The organism is Streptococcus sp. Marseille-Q8145 (assembly GCF_965112035.1).
In genome coordinates, this window is sequence record NZ_CBCOPQ010000001.1 from 347,724 (window position 1) to 367,740 (window position 20,017).

12 protein-coding genes and 3 pseudogenes are annotated in these 20,017 nt (G+C 37.8%); 6 read left to right on the top strand and 9 right to left on the bottom strand.

Annotation, left to right across the window (positions count from 1 at the left end; genetic code table 11):
* Positions 1 to 17: 17 nt before the first annotated feature.
* A complete protein-coding gene (ftsW, locus tag ACWPVL_RS01760) occupies positions 18 to 1,232 on the bottom strand; it encodes a cell division peptidoglycan polymerase FtsW (protein ID WP_454386421.1) in 1,215 nt (404 codons plus the stop codon).
* A 227-nt stretch (positions 1,233 to 1,459) separates the two neighbouring features.
* On the opposite strand from ftsW, the gene ACWPVL_RS01765 reads away from it, so the two are divergent.
* The 5 genes from ACWPVL_RS01765 (at position 1,460) to lysS (ending at position 6,015) form a co-directional block, all read left to right on the top strand.
* Complete coding sequence (locus tag ACWPVL_RS01765) at positions 1,460 to 2,305, top strand: glycoside hydrolase family 25 protein (RefSeq protein WP_454386423.1); 846 nt, start codon at positions 1,460 to 1,462, stop codon at positions 2,303 to 2,305.
* 133 nt (positions 2,306 to 2,438) lie between these two features.
* A complete protein-coding gene (locus tag ACWPVL_RS01770; protein WP_288930178.1) occupies positions 2,439 to 3,281 on the top strand; it encodes a DUF368 domain-containing protein in 843 nt (280 codons plus the stop codon).
* Positions 3,281 to 3,757, top strand: coding sequence for an aminoacyl-tRNA deacylase (locus tag ACWPVL_RS01775; protein ID WP_454386425.1), 477 nt, complete (start codon positions 3,281 to 3,283; stop codon positions 3,755 to 3,757). The genes ACWPVL_RS01770 and ACWPVL_RS01775 overlap by 1 nt, the downstream gene beginning before the upstream one ends.
* A 33-nt stretch (positions 3,758 to 3,790) precedes the next feature.
* Positions 3,791 to 4,432 (top strand): histidine phosphatase family protein, encoded by a 642-nt coding sequence (locus tag ACWPVL_RS01780; protein ID WP_454386427.1) that lies wholly within the window; start codon positions 3,791 to 3,793, stop codon positions 4,430 to 4,432.
* Between the two features lie 92 nt (positions 4,433 to 4,524).
* Entirely contained in the window at positions 4,525 to 6,015 is a 1,491-nt protein-coding gene (lysS, locus tag ACWPVL_RS01785) for a lysine--tRNA ligase (protein ID WP_149518108.1), read from the top strand.
* Positions 6,016 to 6,179: 164 nt separating this feature from the next.
* Here lysS and ACWPVL_RS01790 read toward each other — a convergent pair.
* From ACWPVL_RS01790 to ACWPVL_RS01810, 5 genes and pseudogenes are all read right to left on the bottom strand, one after another.
* Positions 6,180 to 6,761, bottom strand: a pseudogene (locus ACWPVL_RS01790) (IS30 family transposase); the annotation flags it as partial.
* Between the two features lie 168 nt (positions 6,762 to 6,929).
* Positions 6,930 to 8,765: a UvrD-helicase domain-containing protein gene (locus tag ACWPVL_RS01795; RefSeq protein WP_454386430.1), complete on the bottom strand. Its 1,836-nt coding sequence runs from the start codon at positions 8,763 to 8,765 to the stop codon at positions 6,930 to 6,932.
* Positions 8,758 to 10,803, bottom strand: a complete 2,046-nt coding sequence (locus tag ACWPVL_RS01800; RefSeq protein WP_454386432.1) for an ATP-dependent nuclease — start codon at positions 10,801 to 10,803, stop codon at positions 8,758 to 8,760. Before ACWPVL_RS01800 ends, ACWPVL_RS01795 begins: the two co-directional genes overlap by 8 nt.
* A gap of 3 nt (positions 10,804 to 10,806) precedes the next feature.
* Entirely contained in the window at positions 10,807 to 15,507 is a 4,701-nt protein-coding gene (locus ACWPVL_RS01805) for a DEAD/DEAH box helicase (RefSeq protein WP_454386434.1), read from the bottom strand.
* Between the two features lie 101 nt (positions 15,508 to 15,608).
* Positions 15,609 to 16,094 (bottom strand): annotated as a pseudogene (locus tag ACWPVL_RS01810) (IS30 family transposase); the annotation flags it as partial.
* A 1-nt stretch (position 16,095) separates the two neighbouring features.
* Here ACWPVL_RS01810 and ACWPVL_RS01815 point away from each other — a divergent pair.
* Positions 16,096 to 16,794: pseudogene (locus ACWPVL_RS01815) on the top strand (transposase); the annotation flags it as partial.
* A gap of 76 nt (positions 16,795 to 16,870) precedes the next feature.
* On the opposite strand, the gene ACWPVL_RS01820 reads toward ACWPVL_RS01815, so the two are convergent.
* Genes ACWPVL_RS01820 through ACWPVL_RS01830 form a run of 3 tightly spaced genes read right to left on the bottom strand, consistent with a single transcriptional unit; the run spans position 16,871 to position 19,960 of the window.
* A complete protein-coding gene (locus ACWPVL_RS01820) occupies positions 16,871 to 18,127 on the bottom strand; it encodes an ABC transporter permease (RefSeq protein WP_005590694.1) in 1,257 nt (418 codons plus the stop codon).
* A complete protein-coding gene (locus tag ACWPVL_RS01825; protein ID WP_454386436.1) occupies positions 18,127 to 18,825 on the bottom strand; it encodes an ABC transporter ATP-binding protein in 699 nt (232 codons plus the stop codon). The genes ACWPVL_RS01820 and ACWPVL_RS01825 overlap by 1 nt, the downstream gene beginning before the upstream one ends.
* Positions 18,809 to 19,960 (bottom strand): efflux RND transporter periplasmic adaptor subunit, encoded by a 1,152-nt coding sequence (locus ACWPVL_RS01830; RefSeq protein ID WP_187421095.1) that lies wholly within the window; start codon positions 19,958 to 19,960, stop codon positions 18,809 to 18,811. Before ACWPVL_RS01830 ends, ACWPVL_RS01825 begins: the two co-directional genes overlap by 17 nt.
* Positions 19,961 to 20,017: the final 57 nt, after the last annotated feature.

The following is a 20,017-nucleotide window of genomic DNA, read 5'->3' on the forward strand; positions in this document are numbered from 1 at the left end:
ACATACAAGAAGATCTTTTAGGATTGACTTACTTCTAGTTCCTGATACATGGCGTTTCGTCGCTCATTGGCATCAATATTTAAAACAAAGGCAATGGCAACTGATAGAACCAACAAACTATTTCCCCCCTGAGATAAGAATGGGAAGGTTACACCGGTTGAAGGAATCAAGCCCGAAATACCACCAATATTAACAAAGGTTTGCATCAGAATCATACCGCCAATTCCCAAAGCCATCATAGAGTTAAATGGATCCTTGGCTCTTGTACCTACGAGAATAATCCGTAAAATCAAGAAAAAGAGCAGGGCTAAAATTAAAGTTGCTCCAAAGAATCCGACTTCCTCAATAACAATCGAGAAAACAAAGTCTGTATGAGCCTCTGGTAGGTAACCCCGTTTTTCGATAGAGTTTCCTAAGCCTAAGCCAAACCAACCACCATTACTCATGGCATAGTAAGAATTGGCCAGCTGGTGTCCTGAGCCAGACAAATCGTCGAAAGGGTTGAAAAAAGCACTAAAACGCTTTGCAACATATCCAAAAACAGGAACTTGCTCAACACGCTTGACACCTATCAACCAAATACTCGCTAAAACTGCTGCCGACCCTCCTACAACAGCACCAAGCATGGTTGAGAACCATCTGTAAGCAATTCCGCTGGTGGAAATTACAATCAAAACTGTTAAGAGCAAAATGGTCGCATTTCCTAAGTCGGGCATGATAACCACCAGGCCTATCAAGAAAGCAACAATAACCCGCCAATCAGTAACGGCACGCGGAATCAACTGATTAAAGGTGATTGCTTGATAATCATATACTTCTATTTGCTCTTGTTTCTTAGAAAACTGTAGGGCCAAATACCAGACCAAAATAATCTTCAGATATTCTGCCGGCTGAGCAGTAACTGGGCCGATTTTTAGCCAACCGTGTGCCCCATTGATCGTTCCTGTGATAAAGCGTGAGAGTAAAAGCAGAATAATTTCAGCTATGATAACAAACGTAATCACTCCTGGCCTCTTCAGAAAATCCAGCTTCATTCGGTAAATAATCCCAATCATCACCAAGCTGAAAAGCCAAAAACCTGCTTGAGTGGCGACCATTCGAAAACTATTGAGCCCACTTTGAATGAGGATGGGGCTCGTCGTGGAATAAACGACAATCAAGCCAATGCCAGATAACAGCATGTACGGAATCAAAATTGAGTAATTCAATAAATGCTTTTTGTCAATTTTCATATTTCACCAATTTATTCTAAAAATTCAAACTTCATTATACCACTTTTTGATTCGAAAAAAAAGCATTAGGATGGCTTCAAAAGATATTTACTTATTTATCGCCTCAAAAATCCAATTATTTCAAATTGTTTTATCTTCTATTGCAATCAGATTACATTTTCATATTTCGCTGGAAATATAGATAAATATTTTGCTTTTCTATTTATTTTACGTTACAATGAAACAGTATGAGAAAAAGGATTAAACCGCTTGCACTCTTGTTATTTTTTGCTTGCTTTATTCTATATATTGTCATAAGCAAACACCATCTTGATGTGCAAATTAAACAAGCCCAAACAAAAAAAACTCAAGTCAGTCAGGTGACAACCAAGAAAAAAAAGGAAGAAGCTCCTTCAGACGAACCTGAGGAAGAATTGCTTAATAAGCCTATCGTTGACCTTTCCGGTTGGCAATTGCCCAGCGAAATAGACTATGATACCTTATCAACAAATATTTCTGGTGCTATCATTCGCGTGCATAGTGGAGCTCAAGCAAAAAAAGAAAATGTTGCCACTCATTTAAATGGACTTGACAAATCATTTGCCACCCATATCCAAGAGTTTCAAAAACGGGGGATTCCTGTAGCTGTCTATGCTTATATAGCAGCAGGCAATATCAAAGAAATGGAAAAAGAGGCTGAAAGCTTCTACAAGGCCTCTTCGAAATATAAGCCTACCTTTTACTGGCTTGATGTTGAAGAAAAGACCATGGGCGACATGAACGCAGGAATCGAGGCCTTTCGTGCCAAACTTGAAAGTCTTGGAGCTCAAAATATTGGTATCTACATTGGGACCTATTTCATGGAAGAGCACAGTATCTCAACTGAGAAATTTACTGCCGTTTGGATTCCAACTTATGGCTATAATGACGGCTACTATAACGCTGCTCCAAATACTGAACAGCCCTATGACCTACATCAATACACCTCAGAAGGTAAATTGGAAGGTTTCCCACATAACTTAGACCTCAATCAGCTCTCTCCTGTACAGGATAAAAAAGAGACTTATAAAAAATTATTTTCAACACCAAAATAAAAAGGATGCAAGATAATTGTTAGGAAATCTTGTATCTTTTTTTCTCTGTACAAGATATTTTTCTTGCTTTTTTCAGAAAAGTATGTAGCTTTATGGTACAATAGTCTAATGAAAAAACTTGTAGGGAGATATTATGATTTCATGGATTGCTAGAGTTTTAAAAGGAATGATTATCGCGCTTGGTTTCATTCTGCCTGGTGTGTCTGGCGGTGTATTAGCTGCTATTTTGGGGATTTATGAGCGAATGATTCGCTTTTTAGCCCATATCAAAGAAAATTTTGTCGAGAATGTTCTCTACTTCACTCCTGTGGCTATTGGGATGGTTTTAGGGATCGCAGCCTTCTCCTATCCAGTCAATCTCTTGCTGGATAATTACAAGGTTATCGTTCTCTGGGGCTTTGCTGGAGCCATCATCGGTACCATTCCCAGCCTGATCAAAGAATCCGTCAAGGAATCCGACAGAGATCGAGCTGATACTGTTACCTTCTGGCTTAGTTTCATCTTGTCAGGGATCTTTCTTTACTCGCTGAATGGAATGGTGGGAACACTGCCAGCTAACTTCCTGTCCTTTGTTTTAGCGGGTGCTCTTATCGCTTTAGGAATCTTGATTCCGGGACTCAGTCCTTCAAATCTGCTATTGATTCTAGGACTCTATTCTCCCATGCTGACAGGATTTAAACGCCTGGATTTATTTGGCACCTTCCTGCCAATCGGCATCGGCGGCGCTCTGGCTCTGATTCTCTTTTCAAAAGCCATGGACTACATTTTGAAGCATTATCATTCCCGCGTTTACCATTTTATCATTGGCATTGTATTGTCCAGCACCTTACTCATTGTTCTCCCTCAAAGCGGCAACAGTGAGAGCATTAGTTATGCAGGAGTATCCATTTTCACACTTGTTCTTGCTGCCTTTTTCTTTGGACTAGGCATCTGGCTAGGAATTTGGATGTCCCAACTAGAAGAGAAATATAAATAATGGCTAAAAAAACAAAACTCAAAAAAACACTGGTCGAGCAAATTTTAAACAAGGCAAAAATCGAACACCAAGGTTTGCAGATTAATGCTTTAGATGATAGCCTGACAGAGGAATTTGACCGCTCGCAAATTTATAAAACACTGGCTTTAAACGGGGATAAAACAGGAACAGTCATTGGCATCCTGCCTATCACCGAACATCTGTCGGAAAAGAAATTAGCAAAAATTTCAGGCAATAAAAAAGTTAGTATGATTCCGCAGAAAGATTTAGAAAAAACGACTGGTTACATCCATGGCGCTAATAATCCTGTCGGCATTCGCCAAAAACACTCCTTCCCCATTTTCATTGACCAAACGGCTCTGAGTCACGAAAGCATCATTGTTTCTGCTGGTGAAGTCGGCCGTAGTATCCAGATCAAGGCTCAGGACTTGGCTGACTTTGTTCAAGCACAGTTCGCGGACTTGAAAGAGGACTAGGCTATTCGCTTCAAAAGGAAAAAGGATCTTGATATGAAATTGTATTTTATCCGACATGGAAAAACCGAATGGAATCTAGAAATGCGTTTCCAAGGGACAAGCGGAGATTCTCCACTACTGGCGACATCCATTGATGAGCTCAAGCGCTTGGGCAAGCATTTATCAAACGTTCAATTCGATAAAATCTACTCTAGCGATTTGCCGCGTGCTTGCCGTTCTGCAGAAATCATCCAAAGTGAAAATCAGTATCAAACCGATATTGTTCCAACTCCTCAACTAAGAGAGTGGGCTCTTGGAAAACTGGAAGGAGCTGAAATTGCTACTGTAGAAGCCACTTATCCTCAGCAGATGTGGGCTTTTCGCCACGATCTATCCCAGTTTGATCACCAACTATTTGACGCAGAATCCGTCGCTCAAACCACCAATCGGACAATTGCCTTCGTGAAGTCTCTCAAAGGGAAAGGTTATCAAAATGTCTTGATTGTCGGACATGGAGCCAACCTAACTGCCAGCATTCGTCGGCTGCTCGGTTACGAAACATCTTTGCTCCGTAAGGACGGAGGCTTGGCCAACGCTAGTGTCACCATTTTGGAAACAGAGGACTTTGACTCTTTCAAGTTACTTACTTGGAACAACTTAGATTACATGCTAACTGATGAAACTGCGAATCTTTAAACATCGCAGTTTTTCTATTTTTATCGATAATTATTGCTGAATTTCCTTTTATTTTGTGATAGAATAGAAGGGAAAGCCTTAGGAGGAAGAAAATGACTACTGAACATATTGAAGAACTAAATGACCAGCAGATTATTCGCCGTGAAAAAATGGCTGCGCTAGCTGAGCAAGGAATTGATCCTTTCGGAAAACGTTTTGAACGTACTGCAAATTCTGCTCAACTTAAAGAAAAATACAGCGACAAATCCAAAGAAGAATTGCATGAATTGAACGAAAAAGCAACTATTGCTGGTCGTTTGATGACTAAACGTGGAAAAGGGAAAGTCGGCTTTGCCCACATCCAAGACCGTGAAGGCCAAATCCAGATTTACGTTCGTAAGGACGAAGTTGGTGAAGAAAACTATGAGATTTTCAAAAAGGCTGACTTGGGTGACTTCTTGGGAATTGAAGGCGATGTGATGCGCACAGATATGGGAGAACTCTCTATCAAAGCAACGCATATTACTCACCTTTCAAAAGCTCTGCGTCCCCTTCCAGAGAAATTCCACGGTTTGACTGACGTTGAAACCATCTACCGCAAACGTTATTTGGACTTGATTTCCAACCGTGAAAGCTTTGAGCGCTTTGTCACTCGTTCAAAAATTATCTCAGAAATTCGTCGCTATCTTGATGGACAAGGATTCCTTGAAGTTGAAACACCTGTTCTCCACAATGAAGCTGGCGGTGCTGCTGCCCGTCCATTCATCACCCACCACAATGCCCAAAACATTGACATGGTATTGCGGATTGCGACTGAGCTTCACTTGAAACGCCTTATCGTTGGTGGTATGGAACGCGTCTATGAAATTGGTCGTATCTTCCGTAACGAAGGGATGGACGCTACTCATAACCCTGAGTTTACTTCTATCGAAGTTTATCAAGCCTATGCGGACTTCCAAGATATCATGGACTTGACAGAAGGCATCATCCAACATGCTGCCATTTCTGTAAAAGGAGATGGACCAGTCAACTACCAAGGTACTGAGATCAAGATCAACGAGCCATTTAAACGTGTTCATATGGTAGATGCCATCAAGGAAATCACTGGCGTAGACTTCTGGCAAGATATGAGCTTTGAAGAAGCTGCTGCCTTGGCTAAGGAAAAGAAAGTGCCGCTTGAAAAGCACTTCACCGAAGTAGGCCATGTCATCAATGCTTTCTTTGAAGAATTTGTTGAAGAGACCTTGATTCAGCCAACCTTTGTCTACGGTCATCCCGTTGCTGTGTCACCTCTGGCTAAGAAAAACCCAGAAGACCCACGCTTCACGGACCGCTTTGAGCTCTTCATCATGACCAAAGAATATGCTAATGCCTTCACTGAGCTGAACGATCCAATTGATCAATTATCTCGTTTTGAAGCACAAGCAAAAGCTAAAGAACTTGGCGATGACGAAGCGACAGGTATCGACTATGATTACGTTGAAGCCTTGGAATACGGTATGCCACCAACTGGAGGCCTCGGAATCGGTATCGACCGTCTCGTAATGTTGCTCACAGATGTGACTACGATTCGCGATGTATTACTTTTCCCGACTATGAAGTAATCGGCTCTAAAATTATTGATTTGACGGGCTTTGTGATTGGAAAACTTACCATCTTACCAAAAATTTACCAGAAATTATTTATAGGATTGTAAAACTCTATAAAGACTTACAGCTTCTCTTGGACTTTTCCAAGGGATGTTTTTTGATTTTTGAGACTTGAATTGTCAAATTAAGTGCACAATTTCACCATGAAATACTTCATAAGGAGTATTCCAGTTGAGACACTTTCGTGGTCTATTATTTAGTTTAGCTTCCCACAGCTGAATGGTGTGCTCGTCAATAAATGTTAAGTCGCTCCCTTTGGGAAAATATTCTCGTAGTAATCCATTGGTATTCTCATTGGTTCCTCGGTGCCAAGGCGCATGAGGATCTGGGAAATAGACTTCTACCTTTAATTTGTCAGTCAAGTCTTGATGATTCGTGAATTCTTTTCCTCTATCTGGAGTGACAGTTTCTTTCGGCAAGGGCTCCAACATTTGTACCATAGCCTCTATGACAACCGCTAGCTTCTTGATTTTAAGAAAACGAGAATAACGATCCGTTAGAGTAACTAGACAAGCTTTTCCAGTTTTTCCTGCAACGGTGTCTGCTTCCCAATCACCGATCCTAGTTCGCTTGTTTGCTTCTTCGGATCTTTCGTGAATGGTATGAGAAACAGGAAATTTCCCTCTGTTTTCATCATGACCTTTCGTATGGCGTGTTTTCCCACGATGACGAAGTTTGCGAATCACACCGCGAGCACCATATTTTACTAAAAAATCTTATTGGTTTTTATTGTGCACTTATATTGTATATTCAAGGATAAAAAAACTGACAGCAGAATTTCTACTGTCAGTTATGTTTTTCCGAAAAATGATGATTTTTTGGAAAGATATTAAGTAATTAAGTAATTCAGTATACGTGAACTAACATTCCTATGAACTTTCCATCCATCCAGCACTTTTAAAAACATTTAATAAGTTTTCATTCTCTGTTACTTTGTATTCTGGAATCCCTATACAGATAAGATGAGTTGGTCTACTTAGAGCAACATAAGCAAGTTTAAGAGCCTTTTCTGTTTCTTTCTCCATATCACTTTTATCTTGTGGAAGTTCAACATAATTTTTAGTCAAATATTTTTCGAGTAATTGAAGCATAGAATAGCTAGTGGAACTATCACCATAACCAGTAGAAAACTCTGAATCCAACATTAGCAAAGTTGCCTTGTGAGTCTCTCCTTTCACCGAATGTATGGTAGCTAGACTTATATCTTCACCGTCATTATATACTGACTGGTCTGATATAGTTTGTGAGCCATTAGAGAAATTAGATTTCAGCAACTCCTTAATCTCAATACATAAACCATAATTATTTTGCAACAGTTCTTTATCAATTACAAGTCCATCAAGAAGTTCACTTAACTCATCAATTATTTTCTCATCATTATCATTCCTCAGTTCTTTAATAATTTTAAATGCCTTTATTCTAAATTCATCTTTGTTTAAGCTATCTTCAAAGTCGTTATCAAAATATTTTGATAATGACTTTAGCAAAATACTCGAAAATAACTCAAAATCACTCTTATAATTTGTATTCTTTGTGACAGCACGATTATATCTTTCACCAAAAGTGTTTTCCAAATCCCTGTGTAGAGCTGATACAATAACTTTAGGTTTTCTTGATTTCTTAAAAGTTTCATTCTTATCTTCTAATTCATCAATTAACAATCTATATTTCTTTATCAAATCATCTCCATCTTCGTAAATAATAAAATACGGAGAGAAGGAAGTATGGTTAGTAGTTGATTTAAAATCATCGTATTTCACAATACAAACATTTTTTACAACATCTACAATAGTTTCGCTGAATCGTGAGGTTTTGGAAATACGCTTCTCCCTAGAATCGTCGACTTCCCACGCCAATTCTGTATCACCACCCCAAATATTGTAGATTGCTTGATAAGGATCTCCAAACTTTTGAACGATTACAGAAGTATTATCAAATAATGATTGGAGTAATTCAAATTGAAATTTACTTGTATCCTGTGCCTCGTCTAATAACAAATAAGCAAATCTTTTAGAGATTATTGCTTTAAATATTTTGTTATACTGTTCAATATACCAATTTGACAGTTCCAGACAACAATGATTTGTAATAATACCTGATTTAAATAACCTATTTATACTAGTATTAAAAGCGTTGTTATATTGTTTATTTTTTCCACCAACCTTAGATTCTACTCTCACTGGATTTCCCTCATGCAAAAAATTCCATTTATCTATTTTTCCAGCTGGATTGGGTAATTTCTCGGGAACTGATTTAACACTACCTTTTTCAATCAAAGTTTGATAATATCGAACAAACTGTTTATCAAATTTTTCTCGGAATATTTCATCATCAAGCACTCTCATTTGTTTATCACCTAGAATCAAATGAAATGCTTTCTTAGCAAAAAATGTATTGAAAAAATCTTGAATTGTTCCAATAAAATGAGGATTTTTGATTTCTTCAACACCGAGCTTTTTTAAACTCGATTTTATTTCATCAACAGCAACATTTGTATGAGTTAGAACGCAGATGCCTTGTCCAGAACCTTTCAATTGTTCCAATAGTATTTTAATGCGTGCAGTAAGAACTGTGGTTTTTCCTGTCCCAGGTCCAGCGACAACATCCATATCATTGTTCTCATAGATAACGGATTGCTGTTCCTCAGAAAAATGACATCCAGATGGGAGTAAACTTTTCTCAATTGATGCTATTAATTCATTCATCAGTACATCCCTCTTCTTCATTTATCTGAGCAGCATGTTTAATCGCATCAACTAAATATTGAGTGTACTTATTGGATAGTACTTCTGATTTTAGTTGCTCTTTGCCTTCATTATCTAAATTTCCTATTTCAATCGCCAACTTTTGTGCAACGATTGCTTTAGATACAACTTTATCATTCAAAGACTTAAATACATTGTATGCTAGCTCAGCGCTGATTGATTCACTACCATCGGTAAACAGATTATTTATTTTATCAAATTTTTCTTTATTATTAGTACTATAGGGTTCCTTATATCTTGTTTCATGAATAGATTTCCAAAGCAACTTTACTAACGGGCTCTTTGCTAAACTATATTCTAATGTCCATTCGGGAGCAACGAAGGTTTTAGAATTAGCATTGTAATCGTCATATTTTTGGATAATTGTATCATTTTTTATTCTTATGAGTTCTTCAATGTGCTCTTCATTCAAATCTTTAACAACTTTATTTTCTAATTGGGATTCATCAAAATTTTGCTTGAGTCCAAATCCATCTATTAGATTTTTTTTTGTAGAAAATATTGTCCCATAAGGACGGTCTTCTTCAGGTAAATCAGATTCTAGGTTCAATTCACTTGAAATCTGTTGAAATTCAATTTGATTTCCTATTATGTATACTTTTCCAGATGTACCTTTATCCTTATAATATTCCAGTGGTCTAACATCTACATCAGTTATAATAGAAATAGGTAATTGAATCCTATCAGCTCCACTTCTTGAAAATAGTTTAATATACCGTTCAAAGGCTGTATTCCCTATATTAACTATTGAAATCCCATATTCATGTAAAGGATAGCCTATTAGCTCAGCAAATGTTGGTAAAAGCAAATTTTCTGCGTCACCCTCCACAAATATTAATCCTTTTGCAAAAAATAAATTACTCTTTGTCGCATCCAAAAATCTCTCCAAAAATTCATAATCTTCTGTTTTTAACAAAGTTTCTGATTCTGCCATTGAAAACGCTTGATTATTATATAGCAAAATAAGATTTTTAGGATTTATAGAAGAAGCTAGATTGGTACTGTGTGTTGTTAGAATAAATTGGGTAGAGGAATTACTCTCCATATGCTTAATCAATCGAATCTGAGCTTGTGTGTGAAGATGAGCTTCTATTTCTTCGATCAATGCAATTCTAGGACCAATATAATTACTACCATCTCTCATCAGAAGCAATTCAACTGCTATATATAAAAGGTTAGAGTTCCCTAATCCTAAATTGACACTTTCAGTATCTAAACTTAGTCGTGATAATATAGAATAAATATTAGCTTCTGAGACATTAAAGGCAATCTTACTTTTTTCAAAATCATTTTTATCATAAAAGGTTTCTAGTTGATTCATAATTAACTGAACCACATTATGTTCATCCTTAGAGAAAAATTCTTTTACCTCTCCATTCGCCTTATCAACAATATCCAGAAGTTCTTGTTTTCCACTTTCACCAACCTGAGGATGGGCAGAAAGAATGTTTGATAATCGAGAATATGGACCCGGCCGTAACTCCCTCTGAGCATCCCTCAGTGGCTTCAAATAAATTGCTCGTAACAGCTGCCTTCTTTCACTATCAATAACAGTTTCTGAATTATAGTCACCACCATAGATTTTCCTATCAAAATATTCATTTCCATTAGGATTTTTCTTTTTGGTAACCTTTAAAGTTACTTTTAATAATGGTTTGGCATCTTGAGTGAATGAAATCCACTCTAAAAACTTCGCAGCCTCTTCATATGAAAGATCTGTAAAATAACCTACTATTTTCAATTCTTCTTTGAATGTTTTTCCATCGCGTGTATAGAAATCTGTATCTGAAATTCTATCATAGTCATCACTCAACGTACCTAGCAGTAATTTAATACCATCAATAATCGCTGTCTTTCCCGCATCATTCTCACCTACTATCAAGTTCATGCCTTTTTGAAGATTCACAATTAGGCCAGGAGAATCATCATTTGATTTATACTTCCGAAAATCCCAATATTCCACCTTTTCTAAAAACATACCCTACTCCTCCACCTCAAATTTAGGCAAACTATTGATTAAATCAACAGTTTGGATAGATACATTGATGATTCTCAAAAGTAAATTGAAGATGTACTTTTCATCATCACTATACTCATTTGGATCATCAGTAATTCCAGATTTTTTATCAATTTTGACTTGATACTGATCTATAATCCATTCAATAGCAGAGCGCCCATTTACAACATATTCATACGCTTTTTCAGGAATATTACTGACGGTGATGTCGCTGTTAAATATGATTGTAGATAGATCATTTACAGATTTTCCTTTTTCATCACGCTTTTTAGCGAATCTCATCTTGGTTACTTTGTAACTTGGATTCCCTGCTGTCGTAATTTCAACTCCATCATAGACAGGAACTTCTTCATAGTTAAGATGCAAGTTAATCAATTTCTGACCAACTTCAACATACTTTTCTTTATTCTTAACAATGGGAATTCGAGCTAAGTCTTTCTTCAAATCATTAGCATACTTCTCTTGATATTCTTTAGAGTTGAGCAACCCATAAACATAGGCAAAAGTGTCATCCAAATTCAATCCCAGCTTATCAGAAAACGCTTGATTCATATTATCATTGTTTTGGAACAATGACGTTTCATCAACTTCGTTGTCAAAACGCATAAAATGTTGTCCTGTATCCATTGTATGTAGATTAGGCATTAAATTAGTTATTAAAGTAGAAAAGGGACGAGATATACCCTTTCCAGTTGTCATAATAACTAGATTATTTTTCCCGAATTTTCTATGCCACTGTCCAGGCCTTTCAATAACATCGCTACTATAATACAAGTATTTTTTTGTGAAAGGTCGGTACATTGATTCGATTATATTATCCTTCGAGAATTGTATTCTTTTTGACTTTAAGATTGAATCTTCTAATTTAACTGACCACTTAATAAAGTTATCATTTCTATTCAGTATCGACTTCCGGTTTTCAGGAGCTATGATTTCTGTTCTATCTACTTCTAAATTATAGTTATTAATTAACCTTTCAGCATTTTCTTTTGTTTTCTGTTTTGAAAAATTGTATACCCACAAATCTCTCGCTGTACTAATACCAACTGCATTGCTGTTAAAGACAGAATTAATCTCTCCAGCTAGATTATCATATTTCTGATAATTCGGATCTCTCTGATTGAGCCAATCATTATTTTCGTCTGGTAGAATAGTTGACCAATCAATGGATGATATATCAGTGAAGTCTTCGATAATTTTCAACTTATCCTTTTGTGACAGGTAATCACCAATGTCATGATAGTGAAGTTCATGACTATCTGAGCCATCTTTTACTAGAATTGAAATTGCTACAGGAGTACGACTACCCGAACCAAAGATTTTCCCGCCTTCTTTTCGGGATTGTTCTCCTAGTGTTCTCTGGTCACCACGGAGATTAAAAATATAAAGATGATTAAATTCTTCGTAAAGTCCAGCACGTAAACCATCAGCAGAATTCGTATTGAGATAGTTTCCATTCGTTACAAATCCAATCACTCCTTGATTTTTAAGGCGATCTGATGCCCAACGAAAAGCTTTGATATAAGAATCATATAATCCTTTTGTGAGACCTGCATTAGATTTAGCTACATAGGTCTCTGCTAAGCGTTTATCTAATTTTGGATACGAGATATTTTGGTTATTGTCATTTTGACTGTTTTGTCCAATGGAATATGGTGGATTACCAATGATAGCAGTAATTGGTTTTTCCTGCTGGCGTTTTAAACGTTTGTCATTAGTACCAAAGAATGAGTCATCAAGCGTATCTTCTGTTTCTGTTGATTCAAAGGTATCCGTTAAAACAATACCTTCAAATGGTGTATATGCTTCATCACCATTAATTTCATCAAATACAGCTTCAATATTAATGGCAGCAATGTAATAGCTTAGAAGAACAATTTCATTAGCATGCAATTCTTGTGTATATTTTCTTAAAATGTCATCAAAGGTAATTTCACCACTATCCATCAGTGATTTCAAGTAATGCAATGTTCTAGTGATAAATGTTCCAGTTCCAGTAAATGGATCCAAAATATGAACATTTTCACTCGCTAAAGTCTTACTAAAGTGCTTTCTCAAGACTACATCGACTGATTTGACAATAAAATCTACAACTTCTACAGGAGTAAAGACGATACCTAATCTTTCTGTGGTTGATTTGAATCCTGTAGAAAAGAATTTATCGTATAGAGTAATAATGATTTTCTGCTTAGCTTGGGCGTTATCAATCCCCTCTGCACGTAAACGAACTGAATCATAAAATGGTTGTAACTCTTTCTGCTCTTTTTCAAAACCAAATTGTGATAATTCTTCTACAATTTGTTCCATCGCAGAACTTACTGGATTGTTCTTAACAAAACTGTATTCTCCAAAAAGTGCATCAAAAATTGGTAAAGTGATTAAGTGTTGCGCTAACATCTCAATCGCTTGACTTTGGTCAATTGATTCATTGATATTGTGTTGAAGGCTTTGAAGAAATTTTTCAAAAGCAGATTTACTATCAGAATTTTGTTCTAAGATGAACTCAATTCCTTGAATGTGACGTCTCGCAATATCAGCTACATCTTTAGACCAATCCTCTAGATAACGTCTATCACCGACCTTTTGGACAATTTTACCATAGATTGCCCCTTCGACAGCTTCCCATTCAAGTTCAAGTTCTGTTTGGTAAGCAACTATTGGCTCTTTCACATAACTATCATTGAAATTAGGATCGTCTGGTGCACCACCAACCCCAATAACTTGGATATTTTTGGGTTTTTGTTTATTTAATTCCAATTTATTAACTGTAGCTTCAAAGCGTTCATCAACTGAACGCAAGGCGTTTAACACCTGCCAGATAACATCGTATGTTTTATTATTGTCTAAAATTGATTCTGGCGTTGCCCCCTCAGGAACTACAATAGGTAAAATAATGTAGCCATAATCTTTACCTTCAAATTTACGAATGATTCGACCGACAGCCTGAACAATATCCACTTGGGATTTTCGAGGAGACAGGAAAATAATAGCATCTAGGTTAGGAACATCAATTCCTTCTGTCAGGAAGCGAACATTTGATAAAATACGTGCTGAATCTTCAGGTATATTATCACTTGCTAACCAATCTAATGCTTCATTTTTTTCAAGGGCATTCATGCTACCATCAACATGACGAACATTTACGGAGTATCCTTCATCACTATTAAGGTATTCATTAACAACATTTTCAAACTGAGTTGATAGTCGTTTACTATCTTCGATAGTCCGAGAGAAGGCTATAGCTCTTTGCATTGGTTCTCCAGAAACTTTATCTGCAAAACTTTCTCGTTTAATCATTCCATTCCAAACACCAATGATACGCCCCACATCATCAATATTCAATCCATTCTCTGAATCAGCAAGAGCTTTTTGCATATCTTTCTGAACAACTGTTTCATCAACTGCTAAAACCATCAGTTTATAATCAGTAAGAATGTCATGACTAATAGCATCTCCAAAACCTAAACGATAGAACACACTACCATATAGGCTTTCATCATCCATACTAGAAATAATGATTGAGTTTTCTTCTGCTTTTTTCTTAGCATCAGTACCATATAATTTTGGTGTTGCTGTTTGGTAAAGGCGCTTCGCCCCCTTTACATTTAGATTACTATGTACCTTTGTAAACGCTGATGCTTCATCTCCTAAAGCTTTCGCTCCAGTAGTACGGTGGGCTTCATCAGCGATAATTAAATCAAACTCTGGAAAACCGTCCTTTTGAGCTTTTCCAAGAACGTCAATTGACTGGTAAGTCCCAAAAACAACTAATAGTTCTTTTTTGGGTCTAGTCATTAATTCCAAATAGTTCTCAACAACCTTTTTTGAAGAAGTTGTTGCTGGATATCCAATGTCACTGGCTTTGATAGCTATATTGGACTCATCTTGCTTGACAGTGCCACGACTAGCATTTCTATCACTGGTAACTGCCATAGAAGACATTGTCATTTCTGTATCATTATTCCACCCTCTCAAGGTTTGCGTAAGTAGTTGAATACTAGGTACTAGATAAAGAATAGTGTATTGTTCCTTAGAGGCATCTCTTGCCATTGCTTCAGCAATTTTTAGACTCGTAAAAGTCTTACCAGTTCCAGGCGCCATTATAAGTTGTCCACGATCATTTTCTGTAAAATGATTCAATGCAGACTGAATTGCACTTTCTTGATAATATCTTAACTTCTTTTTAGCTTTTACAGCTACTACTTCTGGTGATTCAAAAGAAAATTTTGACCAATCAATCTGAGAATTTCTTAAATCTGAAAGCCCAATACGAATAACATCACTACGATCTGCTAGAGCTTTTTCAGCATTTTTGCCCCATTTATCGGTTGAAGCAACAATAATACCTGATTCGTAATAATCTTTTCCAAGCTCCCCTAAAAAAGAATCAATATTAGATTTTTTGATACTATGATTATAGAATTTTGCCTGAATCGCTACTAATTCACCAGTAAATTTTTCAGCAACTAAGTCTACTCCAAGATCAACTTTAGGTATTCCAAATTCCTCTGGAACATCTGCTAGCATCCATACATTCTTAAACTCATTCTGGTATGTTGGTTCATTTTGAAAATAGGCACGAGCCAAATATTCAAAATATGTCCCTCGATCTCTCTGCGTTTCAGCAAGTTCATTAATTTGTGCAACTAGATTATCAAAAGTCATAATTTCTCCTTTAGCTATTATCCAAGGTCTGCTCAATTATTGAACATGTTAAAACTATTATAAACTTTTTTGAGTTCGAATTGTCAAATTAAGTGCATAATTTAACCATAAAATACCTCATAAGGAGTTTTCCAGTTGAGACACTTTCGTGGTCTATTATTTAGTTTATCATCCCACAGCTTAATGGTATGATCGTCAATGAATGTCAAATCACTCCCTTTGGGAAAATACCCTCGTAGTAATCCATTGGTATTCTCATTTGTTCCTCGTTGCCAAGGCGCATGAGGATCTGGGAAATAGACTTCTACTTTTAATTTGTCAGTCAAGTCTTGATGATTCGTGAATTCTTTTCCTCTATCTGGGGTGACAGTTTCTTTCGGCAAGGGCTCCAAAATTTGTACCATAGCCTCTATGACTAGTTTACTTTTCTTGACCCCTACCTTCTTGATTTTAAGAAAGCGAGAATAACGATCCGTTAGAGTAATTAGAAAAGCTTTTCCAGTTTTCCCTGCAACCGTGTCTGCTTCCCAATCACCAATCCTAGTTCGCTTGTTTGCTTCTTTGGGTCTTTCTTGAATGGTATGAGAAAAAGGAGGCCATATGAAAAATGGCCAACTCAAGGCTGCTTATAATCTTCAAATCGCTACTGAAAATCAATTTGTTCTTCACTATGATGTCTTCTCAAATCCGACAGATACCAAGACTCTTCTGCCCTTACTTGAAACCTATCCGCATGACATAAAGACAGTTATCGCAGATGCTGGATATGGAAGTGAAGAGAACCTCCTTCGTTTAGATGAAAAGGAGGTGAACCATCTGATTAAATATGCCATGTTTGATAAGGAACAGAGGAAAGGGTATAAACAGTCGGCTAGAAACTTAGCGAATTGGCACTATGATGACAAGGAGGATAGCTACACACATCCTGACGGCTGGTGCTATCGTTTTCACCATATCAAACATCAGAAAACACAGACGGACTTTCAACAGGAACTCAAGGTTTACTACGCTGATGAGCCTGAGTCAGCCCCTCAAAAGGGACTGTATATTAACGAACGCTATCAGCACTTAAAAACGAAAGAATGCCAGGCGCTTTTATCTCCCGAAGGTAGATAGATGTTCGCTCAACGTAAAATTGATGTGGAACCTGTTTTTGGGCAGATAAAGGCTTGTTTGGGTTACACGAGATGTAACCTAAGAGGTAAGCGTCAAGTGAGAATTGACATGGGATTGGTACTCATGGCTAATAATCTCCTTAAATACAATAAGAGAACGAGTCAAAATTAAAAGCTAGAGTTCCGCCATTGGGAATCTCTAGCTTTTTTATGGCTGAGAACTATTTTGTCCCAGCCTCTTGATGACATTATTCATATCTCAGCGCTTCAATCGGATCTAGTTTAGAGGCTTTATTAGCCGGCAAGATACCAAAGACAATCCCAACCATGGCTGAGAAGACAAGGCTTCCAACTGCTGCAGTGACAGAGACAACTGGTGGGCCTCCAAATACGTTTTCAGGCACGACTGCAGCTAGCAGAGCATTGATTCCATAGGCAAGGCTAAGACCAAGCAGGCCACCAATAAGGGTCAATACCATGGATTCAATCAAGAACTGTGTGAGAATATTTCCACGCGTTGCTCCAAGAGCTTTTCGCAAACCAATTTCCCGTGTCCGCTCTGTAACGGATACTAGCATGATATTCATCACACCGATACCACCAACAAAGAGGGAAATTCCTGCAATAGCTCCGATAACACCGGTCATAGTTCCTGTGATTTGATTGTACTGCTCCAGCAAGGTATCCATATTTAAGATTTGATATTCTCCTTGACGAGCTCCTGAAAGAGCCGTCAATTCTTTGGCTGCTTCTACACCAACTTCGTTGATACGATCCACTTCTGGCACATAGATATAGACAGTTGCAATTTCATCTGTATGAAATTCAGATGCTACCTGTGTATTAGCCATCAAGGCGCTACCTGAGCTCATACTCATGCTCTGACCAGCATTGGGATCCTTATAGATACCAACGACCCGATAGTTGCTGTCACCGACTGAAACTATTTTATTCAGGGCTTCCGCACTACTTCCAAACAGGCTGGTTGCCACTGTTTCATCAATCATCATTACATTAGAAAAACTTTGATAGTCACTAGGCAAGAGAGTCCGTCCAGCTAAAATCTCATATTTTCTAATTTTAAAGAATGTAGCATTCACTCCCGTAATGTTGACCTTATCAGACTTCTTGTTCTGATAAGAAAAGTCAGCTGTCGAACCATTGGTCACATAATAGCCCTTGACTCCGTCAATCTTCAATAGTTCCTTAACCCAAGACTCTTGGACAACAGGTGGTTCCTCTAGTATCTCACTATCTGCATCTTGACCACCATTGACCTCCATCAAATTAACTCCCATCGTATAATTATTTTTAGTGGGAGAATAAAGCAAGCTTACATACTTCTGTTCTTTTGTGATGCTCTTGGTAACTCCCTGTTGCATTCCATTTCCCAATGCCAAGATGACGACAACAGACGCAACCCCGATGATAATCCCGATCATGGTCAGAAAAGCCCGCATCTTATGCCCAAGAATGGAACTAATAGCAAATTTGAAATTTTGCATTAATCACGTTCCTCCTTCTCAGCGCTATCTGAAGAGATGACTCCATCACGAATGACAATCTGGCGCTTAGCATAGGCAGCAATTTCAGGTTCATGAGTAACCATGATAATCGTTTTTCCCTCAGCGTTCAACTCCATCAAGAGTTCCATGATTTGCTCTCCAGTTTTGGTATCAAGGGCTCCTGTAGGCTCATCGGCAAGAATAATCGAAGGATTGTTTACCAAGGCACGCGCAATGGCAACACGTTGCTTCTGTCCCCCAGACAACTCTGATGGCAAGTGGGTCATACGAGTACCCAAATCTACTTTTTCTAAATACTGCTTAGCCAGATTTTTGCGACTTCCTTGTGACGCCCCTGCATAAATCAGCGGGAGTTCCACATTTTGAAGTGCGTTTAATTTAGACAAGAGGAAAAATTGCTGAAAAACGAAGCCGATTTGATTATTTCGAACCTTGGCCAATTTCTTATCACCCAAGTTTGCAACATCTTCATTTTCTAAAAAATACTCGCCAGTAGACGGGCGATCCAACATCCCGATAATATTCATCAGGGTGGACTTCCCGGAACCAGACGGCCCCATGATAGCCACAAACTCGCCCTCTTCAACTGTCAAATTGATATTTTTTAAGACTTTAAGTTCTTGATCACCATTCCGATAGGTTTTATTAATATTTCGTAGATCAATGAGTTTTTTCATCCGCTTTCACCTCTTGACCATCTTTCAAGCTATCTGTTGGATTGGTGATAACTTTACTGTCTTTTGTCAAACCAGATGAGATTTCTTGATTTTCAGCATCAGCATTTCCTAAGGTCACTTCCACTTTCTTTGCTTTACCTTTTTCGACAGTCCAAACGTAGTTCTTGTCTCCGTCTGAGATGATACTGCTTGCTGGTACAAGAATCCCTTTTGTATTGTTTTTCACTTCAACGCTGACAGAGAAACCTTGCTTCAAATCACCAATTTCACTTGTAATATCGACTGTAAATGGATATTTTGCAGAGGAAGCCGCGCCACCTGTATTAGTTGATGAAGCTTGCTGTCCGTCCTTAGGATAGTTGGAAATATAGCTAATTTTACCTGTCCATTTTTTATCTGGATACACTTTTGAGGTAATGGTTACTTCTTGTCCAACTGACAAATTAGCCAGATTGTATTCAGAGAGTTCTCCCTTGATTTGAAGACTGCCGTTGCTGACGATGTGCACCAAGGTTTGGTTAGTTCCTGTTGTTGATTTGGATACATCGCGGTTTACTTCCACTACTGTCCCCTCAACAGTGCTTGTAACAGTCGCTGCATTCAACAATGCTTGCGCCTTGTTCATATTGTCCACAGCGTCTGAACGTGCATCGCGCAAATCAGCCAGTTGAGAATCGACGGTACGTTGAGCAGAGGCAAGGGACTTATTATCCGTTTCTTCATCGCCAGTTTTTTCTACTGTCGCCCCATTAGTCTGTAAGTCATTAATCTGACGGTCAGCCTTATTGACAGCACGAACTGCTGCATCATAATTTGCTTGAGCTTCTGTGCTCTTATATTGAACAAGTGCTTGTCCTACAGCTACTTGGTCACCAACATTGACTAGGACCGACTCCAAGTCGCCCTTGGTAGCATCATAATAAACATATTGCTCTGAGTTAGCCGTTACGGTCCCCGTCAACAGGACAGATGAGGCTATGCTACCTTCTTTTGCCTGTTGCACAATTGGTGCAACTTCCTTAGGTTCTGTTGTAGAACTAAGATTGCTCAGGACTATTGCAGAAATTGCTCCCAATACAACTACAACAGCAACTCCGATAATACTAAATAGCTGCCATTTTTTCAGCTTTTTCATCTTTTTTCCTCCTCTTGATGAAAACCATTTTTCTTTTATACTACATTATATCATAAG

Coding starts and splice junctions, on each gene's coding strand:
- ftsW (WP_454386421.1), bottom strand. CDS start 1,232: ATGAAAATTGACAAAAAGCATTTATTGAATTACTCAATTTTGATTCCG.
- ACWPVL_RS01765 (WP_454386423.1), top strand. CDS start 1,460: ATGAGAAAAAGGATTAAACCGCTTGCACTCTTGTTATTTTTTGCTTGC.
- ACWPVL_RS01770 (WP_288930178.1), top strand. CDS start 2,439: ATGATTTCATGGATTGCTAGAGTTTTAAAAGGAATGATTATCGCGCTT.
- ACWPVL_RS01775 (WP_454386425.1), top strand. CDS start 3,281: ATGGCTAAAAAAACAAAACTCAAAAAAACACTGGTCGAGCAAATTTTA.
- ACWPVL_RS01780 (WP_454386427.1), top strand. CDS start 3,791: ATGAAATTGTATTTTATCCGACATGGAAAAACCGAATGGAATCTAGAA.
- lysS (WP_149518108.1), top strand. CDS start 4,525: ATGACTACTGAACATATTGAAGAACTAAATGACCAGCAGATTATTCGC.
- ACWPVL_RS01795 (WP_454386430.1), bottom strand. CDS start 8,765: ATGAATGAATTAATAGCATCAATTGAGAAAAGTTTACTCCCATCTGGA.
- ACWPVL_RS01800 (WP_454386432.1), bottom strand. CDS start 10,803: ATGTTTTTAGAAAAGGTGGAATATTGGGATTTTCGGAAGTATAAATCA.
- ACWPVL_RS01805 (WP_454386434.1), bottom strand. CDS start 15,507: ATGACTTTTGATAATCTAGTTGCACAAATTAATGAACTTGCTGAAACG.
- ACWPVL_RS01820 (WP_005590694.1), bottom strand. CDS start 18,127: ATGCAAAATTTCAAATTTGCTATTAGTTCCATTCTTGGGCATAAGATG.
- ACWPVL_RS01825 (WP_454386436.1), bottom strand. CDS start 18,825: ATGAAAAAACTCATTGATCTACGAAATATTAATAAAACCTATCGGAAT.
- ACWPVL_RS01830 (WP_187421095.1), bottom strand. CDS start 19,960: ATGAAAAAGCTGAAAAAATGGCAGCTATTTAGTATTATCGGAGTTGCT.